This is a genomic window from Labrenzia sp. 011 (genome assembly GCF_003075075.1).
Taxonomy (GTDB): Bacteria; Pseudomonadota; Alphaproteobacteria; order Rhizobiales; family Stappiaceae; genus Roseibium.
The window spans coordinates 1-18864 of the sequence record NZ_QCYM01000001.1; the positions used below are offsets into that span (position 1 = coordinate 1).

Here is an 18864-nt window from a genome sequence, read left to right on the forward strand (position 1 = left end):
CCTCGACGCCCGTACGGCTACCGAATTCGGTACGCTGCGCGCATACGTCTCCATGTATGGTGACTCCTCCAATGGCGATGCTTCCGGCTTCACCATGGACAACGCCTACATCCAGTGGGGCGGTCTGACAGCTGGTCGTCTGACGTCGAACTTCGACATCTTCACCGGTCAGGCTTTCATCGGTGTTGTCAATCGTGACTGGTCCGACGTGACCGTGAACCAGGTTGCCTACACCGCTGCTTTCGGCAACGGCTTCTCCGCAACCATCGCTCTTGAAGATCGCTCCAGCCGCGAAACGACCGGTTCTGTAGCTGGCGGCGGCGTAGTCAACTACGGCGGCACGCGTGCTCCGGACGTTGTTGCAGCTCTCGGCATCTCCCAGGGTTGGGGTTCCGCACAGCTGTCCGGTGTTCTGCATCAGGTCTATCCGGATGCAGCTGCTAACGCCAACAACAATGGCGGCGAAGACGAAATGGGCTTTGCAGTCGGCGGTGGTGTTGTCGTTAACCTGCCGATGGTTACTCCTGGTTCCAACATCTTCTTCCAGGGTTTCTACGGCGACGGCGCAATGGCCTACATCTCCACCTTCGGCGGTGTAGCTGACAGCAACGGCTCGGGTGACACTTCTACCGGTTACTCCCTGTCCGCTGGTGCCTACATCCAGGCAACGTCCACCATCGGCCTCGCACTCGACGGTTCTTACCTCGATGTTGACGCAGCTGCTGGCCTGAACGACGTGAGCCGTTACGCAATCGACGGTTCCGTACAGTGGGAGCCGGTCTCCGGCTTCGTCATGGGTGCTGACGTTGGTTACGCCAACACCGATTACGACACTGTTGGCGACCAGGACGAACTCAAGTTCGGTGTTCGTATGCAGCGTACGTTCTAATCGCACGATTAGAATCAGACTCTGACTGAAGACGCTCTGAACTCCAGTCAGTCATGCGGCCCGGCAGGCTCCAATCTGCCGGGCCGTCCCCTTTTGTGATTCTGTGCAGAAGGCGGAAACGGAGCACTTGAATCGCTCCGGCCGTGTCCTGAAAGGGCTCAAAGAGGCTCTTTCCCGGGCTGTTTCCTAACAGAGTGTAAATTTCCCCTCCGTTTTTGTGACATTCGCGCCACACCGGCATTTGAAAGCAGCCCGCCTGAAGGGGGGAGAGCGTTTTCGATGTTGAACCGGGAAAGCGGATGGGTATGGTCATCCATGCGAGCGGCTTCGAGCCGCACTGGTTTGCATACCTCGGACGTCCAACCTTCGATCGGTGGCAAACACAGACTTAATTCGCGGGGACAATGGTACTCATTTGTTAGTGCCAATTGAAATGACTGATTGGAGGTCAGATATGAAACTCAAGAGCTTGATGCTCGGCGCTGCAGCAGTTGCTACAGCCACCACCGCCCAGGCAGCCGATCTTCCGGTTGCTCCGGAGCCGGTCGATTACGTTCGCGTCTGTGACGCTTACGGCGCACGCTTCTACTACATCCCGGGCACCGAAACCTGCCTCCGCGTTGGCGGCCGTGTTCGTACCCAGATCGTAGCCAACAACGTTCTGGAAGACGGCAACTGGTCTGACCGCGATTCTGACGGTTACTCCTGGCTGGCTCGTGGTTACCTGTACCTCGACGCCCGTACGGCTACCGAATTCGGTACGCTGCGCGCATACGTCTCCATGTATGGTGACTCCTCCAATGGCGATGCTTCCGGCTTCACCATGGACAACGCCTACATCCAGTGGGGCGGTCTGACAGCTGGTCGTCTGACGTCGAACTTCGACATCTTCACCGGTCAGGCTTTCATCGGTGTTGTCAATCGTGACTGGTCCGACGTGACCGTGAACCAGGTTGCCTACACCGCTGCTTTCGGCAACGGCTTCTCCGCAACCATCGCTCTTGAAGATCGCTCCAGCCGCGAAACGACCGGTTCTGTAGCTGGCGGCGGCGTAGTCAACTACGGCGGCACGCGTGCTCCGGACGTTGTTGCAGCTCTCGGCATCTCCCAGGGTTGGGGTTCCGCACAGCTGTCCGGTGTTCTGCATCAGGTCTATCCGGATGCAGCTGCTAACGCCAACAACAATGGCGGCGAAGACGAAATGGGCTTTGCAGTCGGCGGTGGTGTTGTCGTTAACCTGCCGATGGTTACTCCTGGTTCCAACATCTTCTTCCAGGGTTTCTACGGCGACGGCGCAATGGCCTACATCTCCACCTTCGGCGGTGTAGCTGACAGCAACGGCTCGGGTGACACTTCTACCGGTTACTCCCTGTCCGCTGGTGCCTACATCCAGGCAACGTCCACCATCGGCCTCGCACTCGACGGTTCTTACCTCGATGTTGACGCAGCTGCTGGCCTGAACGACGTGACCCGTTATGCAATCGACGGTTCCGTACAGTGGGAGCCGGTCTCCGGCTTCGTCATGGGTGCTGATGTTGGTTACGCCAACACCGACTATGACAACACTGGCGACACCGACGAACTCCTCTTCGGTGTTCGTATGCAGCGCACTTTCTAATCAATCCTTATCTTGAGGTTTGAGGGAAAACCCGGCGGAAACGCCGGGTTTTCTTTTGTTCGTTTCAGGGAAACGTCACGAATTTTGACCGCACGCGCGTCAGGGCAGGGCACTCGGACGCGGTGAACGGATCAGAGCCCCTTCAGAAAGCGGGCGATTTCCTCGTGTGTTTCGCGTTCCCAGAGCATGGGGGCATGTCCCTGTTCCCGAACCGTTTTCAGGCGCGCATTCGGATGGGTATCCAGCATTCGCCGGCAGGTCTCTTCGCTCAGGAGATCGGAATGTTCTCCACGGAGAATGAGCACCGGGCGGTCAGTCAGTTTTTCGTATAAATGCCAGAGATCGGCGACGGGCCCCGCATCGTCGAGGCTCGCCAGCTGCCGCGCGAGAGCGGGATCGTAGTCCAGGACAACCCGGCCGTCGGAAACGGACGCGATTTGACCTGCGAATTTTCGCCAGTCTGCCATCTGAAACGCGGGGAACTGCTGCCCGAGTGTTCGTTGCAGCGAAATCGCCACCTCTTCCAGCGAGGCATGCGTCATGTTGTGTCCGAGCGTTGCCGCAATCCGGTGAATGGCCCGCATCTCGATATGGGGACCGATGTCGTTCAGGATCACCGCCGCCATGCGATCCGCCGGATAGCGGCCGGCCATGGCAAACGCATGCATGCCGCCTCTGGATGTCCCCAGGACGGCAAACCGGTCCAGGCCAAGATGGGCAATCGCCGCGTCGATGTCGTGGCCCTCGATGGTCAGATCATAGTTTCGCCAGTCGGGGTCCCATTCGCTCATGCCTCTGCCCCGGTAATCCAGGGCGATCACATGATGACCGACGAATTGAAGAAATTTAGCCACATCATTGAAATCGCGTGTGTTTCTTGAAAGACCGGGGAGGCATAGAACGGCGATGGGGGACGTGGTCGTCTCCGCTGTCTGCCGGGCAGGGCGCCATTCGTATCCCGCCAGTGTGAGGCCGTCCGGGCTCTTCCAGGTAAACCGGCTGGGTACCGGAACCGGTTCGGAACCCGTCGCCACTGTCTTCAGGCCAATGGTCATCTGCGCCTCCCGCGCCATATTCGTATAAGGGCTGTATGCGGCAAGGATAGAGGCCTTTCCGAGTGCCCGCCAATAGGAAGACCCCTTATATGCCTGATGCATTTATGTCGCGGGCCGCTGCTGGCTGAAAAATGGCAACACGGGCGAGAAATGTCGCGAAGCCGGGCCGGAATGACGAGCGGAGCATTGCCCCCCGACCGGCAGATGAGTATGGTGCGCCTCCATTGAAACCGGCAAAGTACACATCGCAGCCGCCGAAAGCTTCATCCAAGAGGAAACCGAGATGTTCAAAGGCTCCATTCCAGCGCTGATTACCCCGTTCAAGGACGGAGCGCTTGATGAGAAACGGTTTCAGGACTTCGTCGAATGGCAGATTTCCGAAGGGTCCACGGGCCTTGTCCCGGTGGGAACCACCGGCGAGAGCCCGACGCTGACGCATGATGAGCACAAGCGGGTTATCGAATTGTGCGTGGAAGCGGCTGCGGGCCGTGTTCCGGTCATCGCGGGTGCGGGGTCCAACAACACCGTGGAGGCGATCGATTTCGCCCAATATGCGGAAAAGGCCGGAGCCGACGCTCTCCTGGTCGTCACGCCCTATTACAACAAGCCGAACCAGGCCGGTCTGAAGGCCCATTTCAGGGCAGTCAACGATGCTGTCGGTCTGCCGATCCTCATCTACAACATCCCGGGCCGCTCCGTCATCGACATGACGCCGGAAACCATGGCGGAGCTTTTCGAGACCTGCGAGAACATCAAGGGTGTGAAAGATGCGACCGCCGATCTTGCAAAGGCAAGCCGCCAGCGCCATCTGTGCGGCCAGGACTTCATTCAGCTGTCCGGCGAGGACATCTCCGCCCTGGCCTTCAATGCGCATGGCGGAGTGGGCTGCATTTCGGTGACCGCGAATGTCGCGCCGCGCTTGTGTGCGGAATTTCAGGCCGCCATGCTGGCCGGGGATTTCAGGAAAGCGCTGGAATACCAGGACCGTCTGGCTCCCTTGCACCGTGCACTCTTCCTGGAGCCGAGCCCGGGCGGCGCGAAATACGCCCTCTCGCTGCTTGGCAGGGTCGATGAAGAGCTGCGCCTGCCGTTGGTGCCGATTTCCGAAGCGGCGCAAGCTGAAGTTCGCAGTGCAATGGCGCATGCCGGACTGGTCAATTGAGCAGGGATAGCTCGGAAGGATAAAAATGGCTCCGAAAAAAGGGGGCGTTCCGGGACGGACCATCATTTCCGACAACCGGAAAGCCCGGTTCAACTACGAGATCGAGGATACGCTGGAAGCCGGGATCGAGCTGAAGGGCACGGAAGTGAAATCCCTGCGCAACGGCAAGGCGAATATCGCCGAATCCTATGCGGCCGAACGTGGCGGCGAGGTCTGGATCTACAACGTCTATATTCCCGAGTATCTTCAGGCCAACCGGTTCAACCATGAACCGCGCCGGCCCCGCAAGCTGCTGTTGCACAAACGCGAAATCGGCAAGCTGGCCGGTGCCGTCCAGAAGGACGGCAAGACGATCGTTCCGCTCAAGCTGTATTTCAACGACCAGGGTCGTGCCAAGCTGGAGCTGGCCGTGGCGCGCGGGAAAAAGTTGCACGACAAGCGGGCAACGGAGAAGAAGCGCGACTGGGACCGGGAGAAGTCGCGTATCATGAAGAACGCCGGCTGAGTCCGTCCCGATCCGCGGGCTTGCAAACGTCCAGGCATGAGCGCTCCGGCAGGGGACGGAGTGCCCGACCTGTGCGTATCCTGTTGAAAAGATGGGTAAAAGCTGTGAGTTTCCTGTGTGTAGACCGCGGCGCCTGACGGATTTCTCCAGAGCTTTTCCTGTGCGGAAACTGTGAGCGGTTGCCGGCAGGTGCCAGACCGCAGACGAGGCGCCCGTCAGGCCGTCAAACGGGTGAGAATTGTCCGTTTTTGCTCCGGAATCGGCACGGGGCGCCGGGAAACTCGGTCGACATGAACATGCACGAACCGCCCATGGGCAGCGGTTGTGGAGGCTGTTCCGGCAAACAGTCCAACCTGGAAAACCACCGAGCTTGAGCCGATTTTTTCCAGTTTCAGGCCTGCCGTGATCACATCCGGAAAATTCAGCTCGTTGAAATAGTGGCAGCCGGTCTCGACCACAAGAAAGATCTGCGGACTATTCGCCGGCTCAAGAATGCCGTTTTTCACGTACCAGCTGTTTACCGCCGTGTCGAAAAAGCTCAGATACTGTACGTTGTTCACATGGCCGTAGATATCCACATCCATCCACCGGGTGGGGATTTCGAGGAAGTCCCTGAAAACTTCACGCCCAAGAGGTTCCGGGCGCGGAGATGGTGGATAACCGGTGGAGCTCATAGGGCGGCCCTGTAAATATCCAGCGCATCGGCTTCGGTGACCTCCCTGGGATTGTTCACCAGAAGCCTGGTCTGTTTCATGGCATCTGCTGCCAGCTTCGGCAGATCGGTTTCTCCGATGCCGAGCTCCCGCAATCGGGTCTGCAGCCCCAGCTTTTCGCAAAGCGCCGTCAGCCGATCGGCGAAATGCGCTGCGCGTTCCGGCGCGGTCTCGACACCGGCGAGATCGGGAAAGACGAGCGGGGCAATGTCCGCGTAGGTTTGTGCGGCGACCGCATTGTTGAATGCCAGAACATGCGGCAGGACCAGAGCGTTGGACAGTCCATGCGGCACGTGAAAGGTTCCGCCGAGCGGATAGGCGAGGGCGTGCACGGCGGCAACCGGTGAATTGGCGAAGGCCATGCCCGCCAGCAGGGAGCCGAGCAGCATTGCGCCTCTTGCATCCTTGTCCGCCGGGTAACGGACGGCACGCTCGATGTTCGCTCCCAGAAGCTTCAGTGCCTCCATCGCCAGTGTCCTGGAAACCGGATTGTTGTTGGCTGATTTCGACGCATAGGCCTCGATGGCGTGTACCATGGCGTCCACGCCGGTGGCCGCCGTCACAGGTCCCGGCAACCCCAGGGTCAGCAGAGGGTCCAGAACAGCCAGATCCGGAAGCAGAAGTGGAGAGACAACACCGCGCTTTTCTTCCGTTCCCACGGTGATGATCGAAATCGGCGTGACCTCGGAGCCGGTCCCTGCGGTCGTCGGCACCAGGATCAGCGGCAAGCGGGGGCCTTTGGCGTTGCCTATCCCCCAGGCATCATCAAGATCTTCGCCGCTTTTCGCGATCAGCGCCACCAGCTTGGCGACATCCAGAGACGAGCCGCCGCCAAATCCGATGACGGACGTCGCACTGTGGATCTTCGCCGCCATGATGGCCTTGTCCACAAGTGCTCTGGGGGGATCGGCGGAGACATCGGAAAACCGCGCCACCTTGCATCCGGCCTGCCGCAAGGCGATTTCGCATGGTTCCTGAAGACCGAGGGATACAATGCCCGGATCCGTCACCAGCAGGGGGCGATCACCAAGAAAGGCGGCGGCATGGCGGCTGAGCGCGGACGCCGCACCATTTTCAAAGATGATGCGCTGACTGGTATTGAACGTAAAAGCACTGATCATCGATCCCTCCCGGCCGTGTTTTCCCCGTAGATTGCCTGCTGGCATGGGGCCCGTCGAGAAGAAAAAGCATAAGAATCAGAAGAGAAAGTTACGTTCCTGCCGTAAGGGCAGGAACGTTGCATTGCCTCGTGCCTACAAGCGCCCCGGTCCGAACTTGTTGGACCGCGGGAAGCCTGTTGGCGGCAGGCGTCCTGCCTGGCCGCGTTCGCCGCGCCATTCCGCGAGTTCCTCGAGGGAGCGGGTGAAACTGCGGCCGGAGCTATCGGTCCAGGTCAGGCCGTCCTCGCCCTTGAAGACACGGATATCGGCGATATTGCCGTCCCTGTAGCGCTGCAGGCGCACACCACGCCCGCGGCCCATCTGCGGGATCTGGGCGAGCGGGAACAGGAGAAGTTTCCGGTTTTCACCGATGATCGCCACCTGGTCGCCGCTGGCCTCCACGCAAAGCGTTGCTTCGGCGGGAGCGGTCAGATTGAGGACCTGCTTGCCCTTGCGGGTGTTTGCGATCACATCGTTCTCGCTGACGACGAAGCCGCGCGCCTCGTTGCTGGCAAGCAGGAGATTGCGGCCCGGCTTGTGCACGAAGGCGCTCACCACATCCTGGGATTCGTCCATTTCCACCATCAGGCGGATCGGCTCGCCATGCCCGCGCCCGCCCGGCAGCCGGTCCGCGCCGAGCGTGAAGAATTTGCCGCCCGTGGAGAAGATCAGGATCTTGTCCGTGGTTTCCGCATGGAAGGACAGTTTCAGCTTGTCGCCCTGTTTGAAGGTGAGGGAAGACAGGTCGGCCTGATGGCCCTTCAGCGCGCGGATCCAGCCCTTTTCCGAAATGATGACGGTGATCGGTTCCTTTTCGATCATCGCCTGCTGGATATCGACAAGATCCGCCTCGGGCGCCTCCGCCCTGTCGGTGCGGCGCTTGCCGATATCGGTTTCCGGTCCGTAGACCTTGGAAATTTCGGCGATTTCCTTTGAAATCCGGGTCCATTGACGCGCGTCGGAGCCTAGCAGGGTTGTGAGACTGTCTTTCTCCGCGGAGAGCTTGTCATGCTCCTTGCGGATTTCCAGTTCCTCCAGCTTGCGCAAGGATCTCAGGCGCATGTTGAGGATGGCTTCCGCCTGCACGTCGGTCAGCTCGAAGGTCCGGATAAGCTCGGCCTTGGCATCGTCCTCTTCGCGGATGATGCGGATCACCTCGTCCAGATTCAAATAGGCGATCAGATAGCCTTCCAGAACCTCGAGACGGTGATTGATCTGGCCCAGCCGGTGCTCGGAGCGCCGGATCAGGACCTCCTTGCGATGGTCCAGCCATTCCCGCAGAACCTGCTTCAGGCCCATGACCTTGGGCACCTTGCCCATGGACAGCACGTTCATGTTCAGCGAGAACCTGTTTTCAAGGTCCGTCAGCTTGAACAGCGATTCCATCAGAAGGTTGGCGTCGACATTGCGTGAACGCGGCACCAGGACAACGCGGATATCTTCCGCGGACTCGTCGCGCACATCGTCAAGCAGCGGCAGCCTGCGGGCCGTAAGCAACTCGGCGATCTTCTCGATCAGGCGTGATTTCTGAACCTGATAGGGGATTTCCGTGACGACGATCGCCCACTGGCCGCGCCCCAGATCCTCCACTTCCCAGCGTGCCCGCACCCGGAAGCTGCCGCGTCCGGTCGCATAGGCTTCCCGGATGGAGCCCTGGTCGGAAACCAGCAGCCCGCCGGTCGGGAAATCGGGACCCTTGATATGCTCCAGAAGCTCGTCGACCTCCGCGTTCGGGTTGCGGATCAGGTGGTCGCAGGCCTGGCACAGTTCGAAGGCATTGTGCGGCGGAATCGAGGTCGCCATGCCCACGGCGATGCCTGAGGAGCCGTTGCCGAGCAGATTCGGGAAACCGCCGGGCAGGACAATGGGCTCCTTGTCCTCGCCGTCATAGGTTTCCCGGAAGTCGATCGCGTTCTCGTCCAGTCCGTCCAGAAGGCGCTTGGCCGTGTCGGTCATGCGCGCTTCGGTGTAACGCATGGCGGCGGCGTTATCGCCGTCCACATTGCCGAAGTTGCCCTGGCCGTCGATCAGCGGATAGCGCTGCGCGAATTCCTGGGCGAGCCGCACAAGGGCGTCATAGACGGCCTGGTCGCCATGGGGATGGTATTTACCGATCACGTCGCCGACGACACGGGCGCATTTCTTGAAGCCCGAACCCGGGTCCAGTTTCAGCAGACGCATGGCATAGAGAAGGCGCCTGTGAACCGGCTTCAGTCCGTCGCGCACATCGGGCAAGGCCCGGTGCATGATGGTCGACAGCGCGTAGTTCAGGTAGCGCTCTTCCAGCGCGTCCTTCAGGTTGATGCCTTCAATGCCGCCGGGCGGTAGTGTGGTCTCTTTTCCCATATCTGCTTGCTATCCGGTTCGGGCAATCAGCGCAATTCGCTTGCGTGCATTCACAGGCAGGATCGGCGGATTTTCAACGGATTTCGACCGCCTGTGAGTTCTTTCAGCCGCTTCGCCTGCCTAAAAGTTCCACGGAAAGTCCTCGCGGTAGCGTTTTTCCAGGGCGCCCAGAAGCTGTGCACGCGTACCGCTGTCGCCGGCCTCGCTTTCCTGAAGGTGCCGGTTCAGGAAAAAGCTTGTCAGATGAAAGCCCTGGGTGATGTCGCTCCAGGTCAGTTCGCTGCCCGCCTGACGCTGGCCGTCCACGAGAAACGGGGGGAGGGGCAGCAGCTTGTCGTGAAAGGGCAGGCCCGCTTCGCGGCTGACCGCGCGCGCCGATTTCGGCGACACATAGGCCAGGTCTTCGCGGGTTCCGGTCGCCGCGCAGCAGGACAGGTCGAGACCGATCCCGAGTTCCCGCAGGAGCTCCAGTTCGAAGCGGACCATGAGCGCTCCTGCCGTCTCCGGCGCATTCAGGTGCTCGAGCACGACGCTCACGGCGCTGAACAGGCTGGGGTAGGGCTGGCGTTCGGGAAGCAGTCTGACCAGGAAGGCCAGATGCTGAACCCCGGTCAGTCCCAGGGAACTGGTCATCAGGTCGCCGGCGCGAAGCGTGAGGGGGTCGATCTGGAACTGGCCGAGATGATCCGGCAGACGGGCTTTCCAGACCAGCTGCACCTCGTTGCCGGGCTGCAGCACCGGACGCTGACGCTTCGAGCGCCCGCCGCGCACCAGACCGAGGTGCCGGCCCCGGTCGGGTGTCAGCACCTCCAGAATGACATCGTTCTCGCCATGCTTGCGGGTGGTCAGGACAATCCCGCGTCCGGTCCATTCCAAATGCGGCTTCCCTGTTCAGGTCCGGGGGGAGTTTGGCGCACTCCGGTCTGCGTGCCAACTACTTCGGAAACTCGAGCCCCATTTCCCGGTAGCGTTCCGGGTCGTCGGCCCAGTTTTCCCTGACCTTAACGAAGAGGAACAGATGCACGGGCGCGCCGATGATATCGGCGAGTTCCTCGCGCGCGGCCTGGGAAATGGCCTTGATGGTCTGGCCGCGCTTTCCAAGCACGATGCTTTTCTGGCTGTCGCGTTCCACATAAATGGTCTGCTCGATGCGGGCGGATCCGTCCTTGCGGCTTTCCCACTGCTCCGTCTCGACGGTGGAAATATAGGGCAGCTCCTGATGCAGCCGTTCGAACAGCTTTTCCCGGGTGATCTCGGCCGCCAGAATGCGCAGCGGCAGGTCCGAGGGCTGGTCTTCCGGGTAAAGCCAGGGGCTTTCGGGCACCTTTGAGGCGAAATAGTCCAGGATGGCCGAGGTTCCGTCGCCGGTCAGCGCCGAAACCATGAAGGTCTCCTCGAAGCGGGTGAAGTCGTTGACCTTCTGCGCCAGTTGCAGAAGCTTTTCGCGTTTGGCGATATCGGTCTTGTTGAGGATCAGGACCTTGGGCGCCGACTGGCCGGACAGCCGCTTCAGGATGTTTTCCACTTCCTCGTCGATGCCCTTGCGGGCATCGATCAGAAGCGCGATCAGATCGGCGTCCCTGGCCCCGCCCCAGGCGGTGTCGACCATGGCGCGGTCCAGACGGCGTTTCGGCTTGAAGATGCCGGGCGTGTCGATGAACACCAGCTGGGCCTTGCCGTGCATGGCGACGCCGCGCACGATGGAGCGGGTGGTCTGCACCTTGTGGGTCACGATGGAGACCTTGGTGCCGACAAGCTGATTGATCAGGGTGGACTTGCCCGCATTGGGCGCCCCGATCAGGGCGACAAAGCCGGCTTTCGTGTCCGATGGCATGGCCGACAGGGGATCGGGCAGGGGAAAGTCGAACCGGCCCTTGGGAGGCTGGTATCCGTTGTCCTCTTCATCCGGCTCACCGGCAGAGGTCGGGTCCTGGTCTTCGTCGCTCAAGGTTCTCTTATTCCTTCCAAACGCCTTCCCGGCGGAGCACGGCCTCGGCCGCGCTCTGTTCTGCGATCCGCTTGGAGCCGCCCTTGCCCTCGCCGGGCTTCAGGCCCTGCACGGTCACCGAAACGGTGAAATTCGGCTCATGATCGGGTCCGTCCCGGCTCGTAACCTCGTAATGGGGTGTCGGCAGGCTCTTGGACTGCGCCCATTCCTGCAAGGTGGTCTTGGCGTCCCTGAGCGGTCCGGACCACGATAGCATACGCGGCTCCCAAAGGCGCTGGATAAACGCCTCGGCGGCTTCGAAGCCGCCATCCAGATAGATCGCGGCGATCACTGCCTCGCAGATATCGGCCAGCAGGGCGGTTTTCTTGCGTCCGCCGGTCTGGGCCTCCGCCAGGCCGATACGCATGGCATCGCCGATACCCAGTTCCTGGGCGATCTCCGCGCAGGTCTCACGCTTGACCATATGGTTGAAACGCCGGGCCAGTTCGCCTTCGTCCGCCTTGGGAAAGTGATGATGCAGCATGGAGGCAATCGCCAGGCCGAGCACCCGGTCGCCGAGGAATTCCAGACGCTGATAGCTTCCCGCGACCGTTTCCGAAGGGGCGAGGGCGCTGGCATGCGTGAGGGCAATGCGCAGCAGCTCCAGGTCCTTGAACTCGTAATCCAGCGCTGCCTTCAGGGCTGAAATGGAATTCTTCTGTTGTAACGGTTGCTTGATCATGCGGCCTGCTTGGTCCTTCAACGGGGTCGGTCGCCGAACCGGGCGCTTAAAGCGTCCGGCCGATCCGCTCCCAGCGGACGCTCCAGGGCCAGGTCCAGATCTGCCAGGCCGGAGTTTCGTCCTTGATGGAGAAGAAGAGAACCTCGGCGCGTCCCATGAAGTTCTCGAACGGCACATAGCCGACGCGGCTCAGAACCCGGCTGTCTATGGAGTTGTCGCGGTTGTCGCCCATCATGAAATAATGCCCCTCGGGCACCTTGTACTCGCGCGTGTTGTCGAGCTGTCCGCGGGTCGTGAGGTCGAGCGTGTCATAGGAGACGCCGTTGGGAAGGGTTTCGCGGAACCGCGGGACCCTGCGCACGATGCCGGACGGGGACTGTTCGATATAGTCGTCGATCCGCTCGCGCTTGACCGGTTCGCCGTTGATATGAACGACACCCTCGATCACCTGGATCGTGTCGCCGGGCAGGCCGATCACCCGTTTGATATAGTCGATCGACGTGTCGGTCGGAAGCTTGAAGACAGCCACATCCCCGCGTTCCGGAGTTGAAGCGAAGACGCGACCGGAGAACGGACCCAGGCCGAAGGGAAAGGAGAAACGCGAGTAGCCGTAGCTGAATTTGGAAACGAACAGATAGTCGCCGATGAGCAGCGTGTCCTTCATGGATCCGGACGGGATATTGAACGGCTGGAACAGAAAGGTCCGGACGATCAGGGCCAGCAGAAGCGCCTGGACGATAACCTTCACGGTTTCATAAAGGCCGCCATCCTTTTCTTTCTTGTTATCTGACACGCTCATATTGTCCCTTAGACAGGTTGTCCGGAAATCCGGAGGGAGTAGCCGCTGTTCAGCGGGACTCTTAGCTCTTCAATCGAGTGGAAGCAATGCGGGGATGGCTTCCCGTGAATGGTCATACCCTTAAAAAACGGACAGACTGGTCCGTCGCGGACAGATCTGCAAAACACCGCGCCATTTTGTCTCGCCCGGACCGGAGAGAGGTCCGTTCGCGCGTGCAGGAGCCCGCCGTTGTGGCCGCAGTCGCGTGCGAGAAACGTCCGGCGCGCGCTCAAGCGCCGCCGTCGTCCCCCATCGCCCTGTCCGGTGCAGGGAAAAGACGGCCGTTCTTGCCGGCGAGTGTCCTCCGGCGACGGCGCTGATAGACCTCGACGCTCTTGAGGACGACCACGTAGGAAATCGTTCCCACGATCAGGCCAAGAGGAACCGCGCCGATGAACATCGGTTTGAGCATCGGCCACAGGGCGTCGAAGGACCTTTCCCAAAGCCCGTGCTGAAACTGCTGGTGGACCTGGTGCGGGTCGGCTCTCGGCGCCCGCCCGTGCAGAACCCACTGGCCGATCTTGTAGGTCAGCGCCCAGATGAAGGGGAAAGTCAGCGGGTTGCCGACGGAAGTGCCAAGCGCGGCGGCAATAAGATTGCCGCGAAGCACATAGGCAAGGGCGAAAGCGGTCAGGAAGTGAAAGCCGATCAACGGCGTGAAGGACGCGAAGGCCCCGGCGGCGAAACCGATGGCGATGGTATGCGGTGTTGCCGTCAGCCGCAGCACCCGTTTGCCGAAATAGCGCGTCGACCGGGCCCAGCTGTTGCGTGGCCACACGGCAACCCGCAGGCGCTCGATACGGGTCGGCCTATTTCTTCGACGAAACAGCATGGGGTTGAGGTGATCTCCGTTGTTCCAGCGCGTTCCTGATCAGCTCAATCCGCGGCTGCCCGGCTTGACCGCAGGCAAGGCCGCCAGTTCGGGCGGAAGTTTGTCCGGTTCATAGGCAGGCACCTTGTATTGCGCCAGGGCGACGACCGGAACGGACGCATCCGCTTCACCGCCCGAGCGGTCGATGAGACATGCGACTGCGAGGACTTCAGCACCAAGAGATTTCAACGAGGTTACCGTTTCCCGGCTGGAGAGCCCGGTTGTCACGATATCCTCGACAACAATGACCCGTGCTCCCTCGGGAAGCTCGAAACGGCGCAGGCGGAATTCGCCGTCCTCGCGCTCCACCCACATTGCCGGCACGCCGAGATGACGCGCGGTTTCGTATCCCGGAATGAGGCCGCCCAGAGCAGGGGAGACGATATAGTCGATCCTGCCGAGGCCGGAAGCCCGGATCTTTTCCGCCAGCGCCTTGCACAGCTTCTCGGTCTTGTCCGGATACATGAACACCCGGGCCTTTTGCAGGAACACCGGGCTGCGCAGCCCGGATGTCAGGATGAAATGCCCTTCGAGAATCGCGCCGGCCTCCCGGAACAGGGACAATACTTCGTCTCGTGTCATAAAATATGTTCCCTCAATCTGGTGCGCAGCTATCCGTTGACCCGGCTGACGCTTGAAACATTCGGTTTGGAACGCAATTGATTGATGATCCGGTTCAGATGCTTCAGGTCCCAGACTTCCAGATCGATGACCATTTCATGGAAGTCGGCCGCCCGCTGCATCATTTTCACATTGCCGATGTTTCCGCTGTTTTCTCCGATCACCTGGGCGATGGTAGCAAGTGAGCCGGGCTCATTGATCGCCGAGATCTTCAGACGCGCCGGAAACCGTTCCGGATTGTCGACATCGATATCCCACCTGACATCCACCCAGCGCTCGGTCTGATCGTCGAATTCCTTCAGGGCGGGCGACTGTATGGGATAGATGGTCAATCCTTCCGAAGGGGTCAAGATACCCACGATGCGATCTCCGGGAACCGCGCCGCCATCGGGGGCGAAGGTGACCGGAATATCGCCGGACAGACCGCGGATCGGCAGGGCGGGACCGTCCCCGCTTGCATCGGCGGGGCCGGAGACCTGCAGGTCCTGGTCCACTTCGCCCGGCGGAATGCGGAACTTCAGCCCCTGTCCCTTTTTCAGGCCGAACCAGCCTTCTTCCATCGGCGGCCCGGCAATGGCCACCCGCTCGTCCTGATAGTCGGGATGCGCCGACTTCAGGATCGCCTGGGCACTCAGGTCACCCCTACCGACGGCAGCCAGCAGATCGGCGACGCTGGCCTGGTGATGTTCGTCCAGAACCGCTTCCAGAAGATCTTCCGAATAGGCTTTCTCGGCCCGGGCGAAGGCCCGCTTGAGGATATGCTCGCCGAGCGCGCCATATTGCTTGCGCACGGATTCGCGTGTGGCGCGTCGGATGGCCGCGCGGGCCTTGCCTGTCACCGCGATGGTTTCCCAGGCGGGCGGCGGAGTTTGCGCGGGCGAGCGGATGATTTCCACCTCGTCCCCATTGTGGAGTTCTGTCACCAGCGGCATGATCTTGCCGTTGATCTTGCAGCCGACACAGGTATTGCCGATGCCGGTGTGGACCGCATAGGCGAAATCGATCGGCGTCGCGCCGCGCGGCAGGGCAATCAGGCGGCCCTTGGGCGTGAAGCAGAACACCTGGTCGTGGAAAAGCTCCAGCTTGGTGTTTTCCAGAAACTCCTCGGGCGTATCGCCCTGGGCGAGCAGTTCCGTGGTCCGCCGCAGCCATTCGAAGGCGCGAAAGTCCTCCGAGTAGTGGGCAATGTTGCGGCCGCCGAATTCACCGTCCTTGTAAAGGGCATGCGCCGCGATACCGTATTCGGCGACCCGGTCCATGGAAATGGTCCGGATCTGCAGTTCGACACGCTGGCGCGAGGGGCCGACAATGGTGGTGTGAATCGACTTGTAGTCGTTCTGCTTCGGCGTCGAGATGTAATCCTTGAACCGGCCGGGAACGGTCGGCCAGGTCGTGTGGATGACCCCCAGGACCCGGTAGCAGGCTTCGACCGTGCCGACGGTTACCCGGAAGCCGTAGATGTCGGAAAGCTGTTCGAAACCGATCGCCTTGCGCTGCATCTTGCGGAAAATCGAATAGGGGCGCTTCTCGCGGCCCTTGACCACGGCGGCCATGCCGCGCTCGCTGAGCCGTTCGGTCAGGGTGGTTTCGATCTCCAGGATCAGGTCCCGGTTGCGCTCGCGCAGGTCATCCAGCCGTTCGGTGATGGTTTCATAGGCTTCCGGATTGAGGGTGCGGAAGGAAATGTCCTCCAGCTCTTCGCGCATGTCATGCATGCCCATGCGGCCGGCCAGCGGCGCATAGATCTCCATGGTTTCTTCCGCGATGCGCCCGCGCTTGTGTTCCGGCATGTGGTGAAGCGTGCGCATGTTGTGCAGGCGGTCTGCCAGTTTCACCAGCAGCACGCGCACATCGTCGGCAATGGCAAGAAGAAGCTTGCGGAAGTTCTCCGCCTGATTGGCTTTCTGGGACACCAGGTCCAGCCGCTTGATCTTGGTCAGGCCCTCGACCAGCTTGCCGATTTCCTCGCCGAACAGACTGTCGATTTCCGCACGGGTGGCGTCGGTGTCCTCGATCGTGTCGTGCAGCAGCGCGACGGCAATGGTCGCATCATCCAGACGCAGATTGGTCAGGATGGCGGCAACTTCGAGAGGATGGGAAAAATAGGGGTCGCCCGATGCGCGCATCTGGGAGCCATGCTTCTGCATGGCATAGACGTAAGCCTTGTTGAGCAAGGCTTCGTCCGCGTCCGGATTGTAGCGTGTAACCCGTTCTACGAGTTCGTATTGACGCATCATGGCCGTAACCGACTCCGGCGACCGGCCGGGGCATCAGCAGGATGTACAAAAAAAACAGGCCGAAGCGCCAGCCGGGGCCGGGTGCGCTTCAGACCTGCCTGTGACGAAAAATCACACGTCGTCGGTTCGCTCCGGCGGGACCAGGCCTTCGAGGCCACGCAGAAGGTCTTCTTCGGACATGCGGTCGAATTCCACCGCGCCGTCGTCCACAGCATTGACCTGGGTGACCTGCTGCTGACCGGCGGAAGGAACGACCGGAACGGCATCCGCTTCCGGCTCGTCGACTTCCACAAACTTTTGCAGCGAGTGGATCAGGTCTTCCTTCATGTCTTCCGGGCTGACGGTCTGCTCGGCGATTTCACGCAGGGCAACGACAGGGTTCTTGTCGTTGTCGCGATCGATGGTCAGCGGAGAACCGCTGGAAATCATGCGAGCGCGATGCGCAGCAATCAACACCAGCTCAAACCGGTTTTCGACCTTGTCGATGCAGTCCTCGACGGTCACGCGCGCCATTCGACGTCTCCATAGGCTTAAGGAACTTGAAGAACCAGCGTATAGTGTTCACGTTTCCAAAAAGCAACCCCCCGCCCGGTCAGAGGCGGCACAGTTGCGGTTTTGGGGGGAGGCAGTTACTTTTGCCTGAATTCTCGCCTGTTTTTTCAAAGGGGCTCTCGCTTTTGCATTGCGGCACTCCAATATAATGGTGTAGGGCACTTCAACGGTCCGACAAAGAATCAAAAAGATCGTTGGAAAAAACAAGAAAATAAGCTGTCTGGAGCTGCAAAAATCGGCAGTTTCAGCACAGCAAATATGTGTTGTTTAAACCATTGGACAAGCCGGACCGGGCTGCGGGAAGCAGGGTTCGCCGTCACGGATTGAAAAACAGCACATATCCACTCGGAAAGGTTTCAAATAAGATGTTTGACGCTCGAGAGAAAGTTGCTTTGTTCATTGACGGAGCCAACTTGTATTCGACGGCCAAAGCCATCGGCTTCGATATCGACTACAAGCGTCTGCTGAAAGAATTTCAGGGACATGCGTATCTTCTGCGCGCCTATTATTACACGGCGCTGATCGAGGATCAGGAATATTCCTCCATTCGTCCCCTGATCGACTGGCTGGACTACAACGGCTACAAGGTCATCACGAAGCCCGTGAAGGAATTCGTGGACAGTGCCGGTCGCCGCAAGGTCAAGGGCAACATGGATATCGAGCTCGCTGTCGATGCCATGGAGCTGGTCGAATCCGTTGATCATATCGTGCTGTTCTCCGGCGACGGCGATTTCCGGTCGCTTGTCGAGGCGCTGCAGCGCAAGGGCCGCAAGGTCAGCGTTGTCTCGACGCTGAAAACCCAGCCGCCGATGATTGCCGACGATCTGCGCCGGCAGGCGGACCACTTCATCGACCTGGCAAGTCTTGCCAACAAGATCGGTCGCGATCCGTCCGAGCGTCCCGTGCGTCCGCAGATGGTCGCCGAAGTCGACGACGATGACGAGGACGACGACTACTAAGGCCGGCCCATGCCTCTGGCGAACGCAGATCTGGGACCGGTCGAGCCGCCTTCGAACTGTTCCGCATGCCCCCGGCTTGTCGCTTTTCGCGACGAGCTGAAGGCGCTTCATCCCGACTGGCACAATGCACCCGTACCGTCTTTCGGGTCGGCCTCGCCGCGTCTTCTGGTCATCGGACTGGCGCCGGGCATGAAGGGGGCGAACTGCACCGGCCGGCCGTTCACCGGCGATTACGCCGGCGACCTGCTTTACCGAACCCTGCTGGACTATGACTTCGCCGAGGGCACCTATCTCGCGCGGCTCGATGACGGCCTGATGCTGAAGAACGCCCTGATCACCAATGCGGTTCGCTGCCTGCCGCCGCAGAACAAGCCGACCGGCGAGGAGATCAGGACCTGTCGGCCCTATCTGCTGGCGACACTGGCCGCCAATCCCTCCATTCGCGCCGTGCTGGCGCTCGGACGGATCGCCCATGAGACCTTCCTGTCGGCGCTGGAGCTCAGGCGGGCGGGATTTCCCTTCTCCCACGGGGCGCAGCATGAACTGCCCGGATACGGCATGGACCTGTTCGACAGTTATCACTGCTCACGCTACAACACCAATACCGGCCGTCTGACGGAAGACATGTTCAGATCCGTCTTCGACAAGATCCGCCTGCATATTCCCTAG

Annotated in this window: 18 protein-coding genes; 6 read left to right on the forward strand and 12 right to left on the reverse strand. The window is 60.5% G+C overall.

The window, feature by feature from the left end:
• Together DCO57_RS00005 and DCO57_RS00010 are read left to right on the forward strand one after the other, a co-directional pair.
• Positions 1 to 889, forward strand: an 889-nt coding sequence (locus DCO57_RS00005; protein ID WP_116696815.1) for a porin, incomplete at its 5' end; no start/stop codon positions are given.
• A gap of 454 nt (positions 890 to 1343) precedes the next feature.
• On the forward strand, positions 1344 to 2507 hold the full coding sequence (locus DCO57_RS00010; RefSeq protein WP_116696816.1) for a porin: 1164 nt from the start codon (positions 1344 to 1346) through the stop codon (positions 2505 to 2507).
• Positions 2508 to 2638: 131 nt separating this feature from the next.
• Here the strand turns inward: DCO57_RS00010 and DCO57_RS00015 are convergent, their stop codons facing one another.
• The gene (locus tag DCO57_RS00015; protein ID WP_116696817.1) at positions 2639 to 3562 is read right to left on the reverse strand and encodes an alpha/beta hydrolase; all 924 of its coding nucleotides are present in this window, start codon (positions 3560 to 3562) and stop codon (positions 2639 to 2641) included.
• Between the two features lie 283 nt (positions 3563 to 3845).
• Here DCO57_RS00015 and dapA point away from each other — a divergent pair, with 283 nt between their 5' ends.
• Entirely contained in the window at positions 3846 to 4724 is an 879-nt protein-coding gene (gene dapA, locus DCO57_RS00020) for a 4-hydroxy-tetrahydrodipicolinate synthase (protein WP_116696818.1), read from the forward strand.
• 25 nt (positions 4725 to 4749) lie between these two features.
• Entirely contained in the window at positions 4750 to 5229 is a 480-nt protein-coding gene (smpB, locus tag DCO57_RS00025; RefSeq protein ID WP_116696819.1) for an SsrA-binding protein SmpB, read from the forward strand.
• A gap of 215 nt (positions 5230 to 5444) precedes the next feature.
• Here the strand turns inward: smpB and DCO57_RS00030 are convergent, their stop codons facing one another.
• The 11 genes from DCO57_RS00030 to rpoZ form a co-directional block, all read right to left on the reverse strand.
• A complete protein-coding gene (locus tag DCO57_RS00030; RefSeq protein ID WP_116696820.1) occupies positions 5445 to 5903 on the reverse strand; it encodes a thioesterase family protein in 459 nt (152 codons plus the stop codon).
• On the reverse strand, positions 5900 to 7063 hold the full coding sequence (locus tag DCO57_RS00035; protein WP_116696821.1) for an iron-containing alcohol dehydrogenase: 1164 nt from the start codon (positions 7061 to 7063) through the stop codon (positions 5900 to 5902). Before DCO57_RS00035 ends, DCO57_RS00030 begins: the two co-directional genes overlap by 4 nt.
• 132 nt (positions 7064 to 7195) lie before the next feature.
• A complete protein-coding gene (gene parC, locus DCO57_RS00040) occupies positions 7196 to 9448 on the reverse strand; it encodes a DNA topoisomerase IV subunit A (protein ID WP_116696822.1) in 2253 nt (750 codons plus the stop codon).
• Positions 9449 to 9568: 120 nt separating this feature from the next.
• Positions 9569 to 10324, reverse strand: a complete 756-nt coding sequence (gene recO, locus DCO57_RS00045; RefSeq protein WP_116696823.1) for a DNA repair protein RecO — start codon at positions 10322 to 10324, stop codon at positions 9569 to 9571.
• A 58-nt stretch (positions 10325 to 10382) separates the two neighbouring features.
• The gene (gene era, locus DCO57_RS00050; protein WP_116697300.1) at positions 10383 to 11282 is read right to left on the reverse strand and encodes a GTPase Era; all 900 of its coding nucleotides are present in this window, start codon (positions 11280 to 11282) and stop codon (positions 10383 to 10385) included.
• Between the two features lie 121 nt (positions 11283 to 11403).
• Positions 11404 to 12117 (reverse strand): ribonuclease III, encoded by a 714-nt coding sequence (gene rnc, locus DCO57_RS00055; protein WP_116696824.1) that lies wholly within the window; start codon positions 12115 to 12117, stop codon positions 11404 to 11406.
• A gap of 46 nt (positions 12118 to 12163) precedes the next feature.
• Entirely contained in the window at positions 12164 to 12916 is a 753-nt protein-coding gene (gene lepB / locus DCO57_RS00060; protein ID WP_116696825.1) for a signal peptidase I, read from the reverse strand.
• A gap of 268 nt (positions 12917 to 13184) precedes the next feature.
• Positions 13185 to 13787: a DUF2062 domain-containing protein gene (locus DCO57_RS00065; protein ID WP_116696826.1), complete on the reverse strand. Its 603-nt coding sequence runs from the start codon at positions 13785 to 13787 to the stop codon at positions 13185 to 13187.
• Between the two features lie 39 nt (positions 13788 to 13826).
• The gene (gene pyrE / locus DCO57_RS00070; protein ID WP_116696827.1) at positions 13827 to 14408 is read right to left on the reverse strand and encodes an orotate phosphoribosyltransferase; all 582 of its coding nucleotides are present in this window, start codon (positions 14406 to 14408) and stop codon (positions 13827 to 13829) included.
• Between the two features lie 29 nt (positions 14409 to 14437).
• The gene (locus DCO57_RS00075) at positions 14438 to 16684 is read right to left on the reverse strand and encodes a bifunctional (p)ppGpp synthetase/guanosine-3',5'-bis(diphosphate) 3'-pyrophosphohydrolase (protein WP_116696828.1); all 2247 of its coding nucleotides are present in this window, start codon (positions 16682 to 16684) and stop codon (positions 14438 to 14440) included.
• A 111-nt stretch (positions 16685 to 16795) separates the two neighbouring features.
• Complete coding sequence (rpoZ, locus tag DCO57_RS00080; RefSeq protein ID WP_116696829.1) at positions 16796 to 17197, reverse strand: DNA-directed RNA polymerase subunit omega; 402 nt, start codon at positions 17195 to 17197, stop codon at positions 16796 to 16798.
• Between the two features lie 404 nt (positions 17198 to 17601).
• Here rpoZ and DCO57_RS00085 point away from each other — a divergent pair, with 404 nt between their 5' ends.
• Together DCO57_RS00085 and DCO57_RS00090 are read left to right on the forward strand one after the other, a co-directional pair.
• On the forward strand, positions 17602 to 18195 hold the full coding sequence (locus DCO57_RS00085) for an NYN domain-containing protein (RefSeq protein ID WP_116696830.1): 594 nt from the start codon (positions 17602 to 17604) through the stop codon (positions 18193 to 18195).
• A 9-nt stretch (positions 18196 to 18204) separates the two neighbouring features.
• The gene (locus DCO57_RS00090; protein WP_116696831.1) at positions 18205 to 18864 is read left to right on the forward strand and encodes a uracil-DNA glycosylase; all 660 of its coding nucleotides are present in this window, start codon (positions 18205 to 18207) and stop codon (positions 18862 to 18864) included.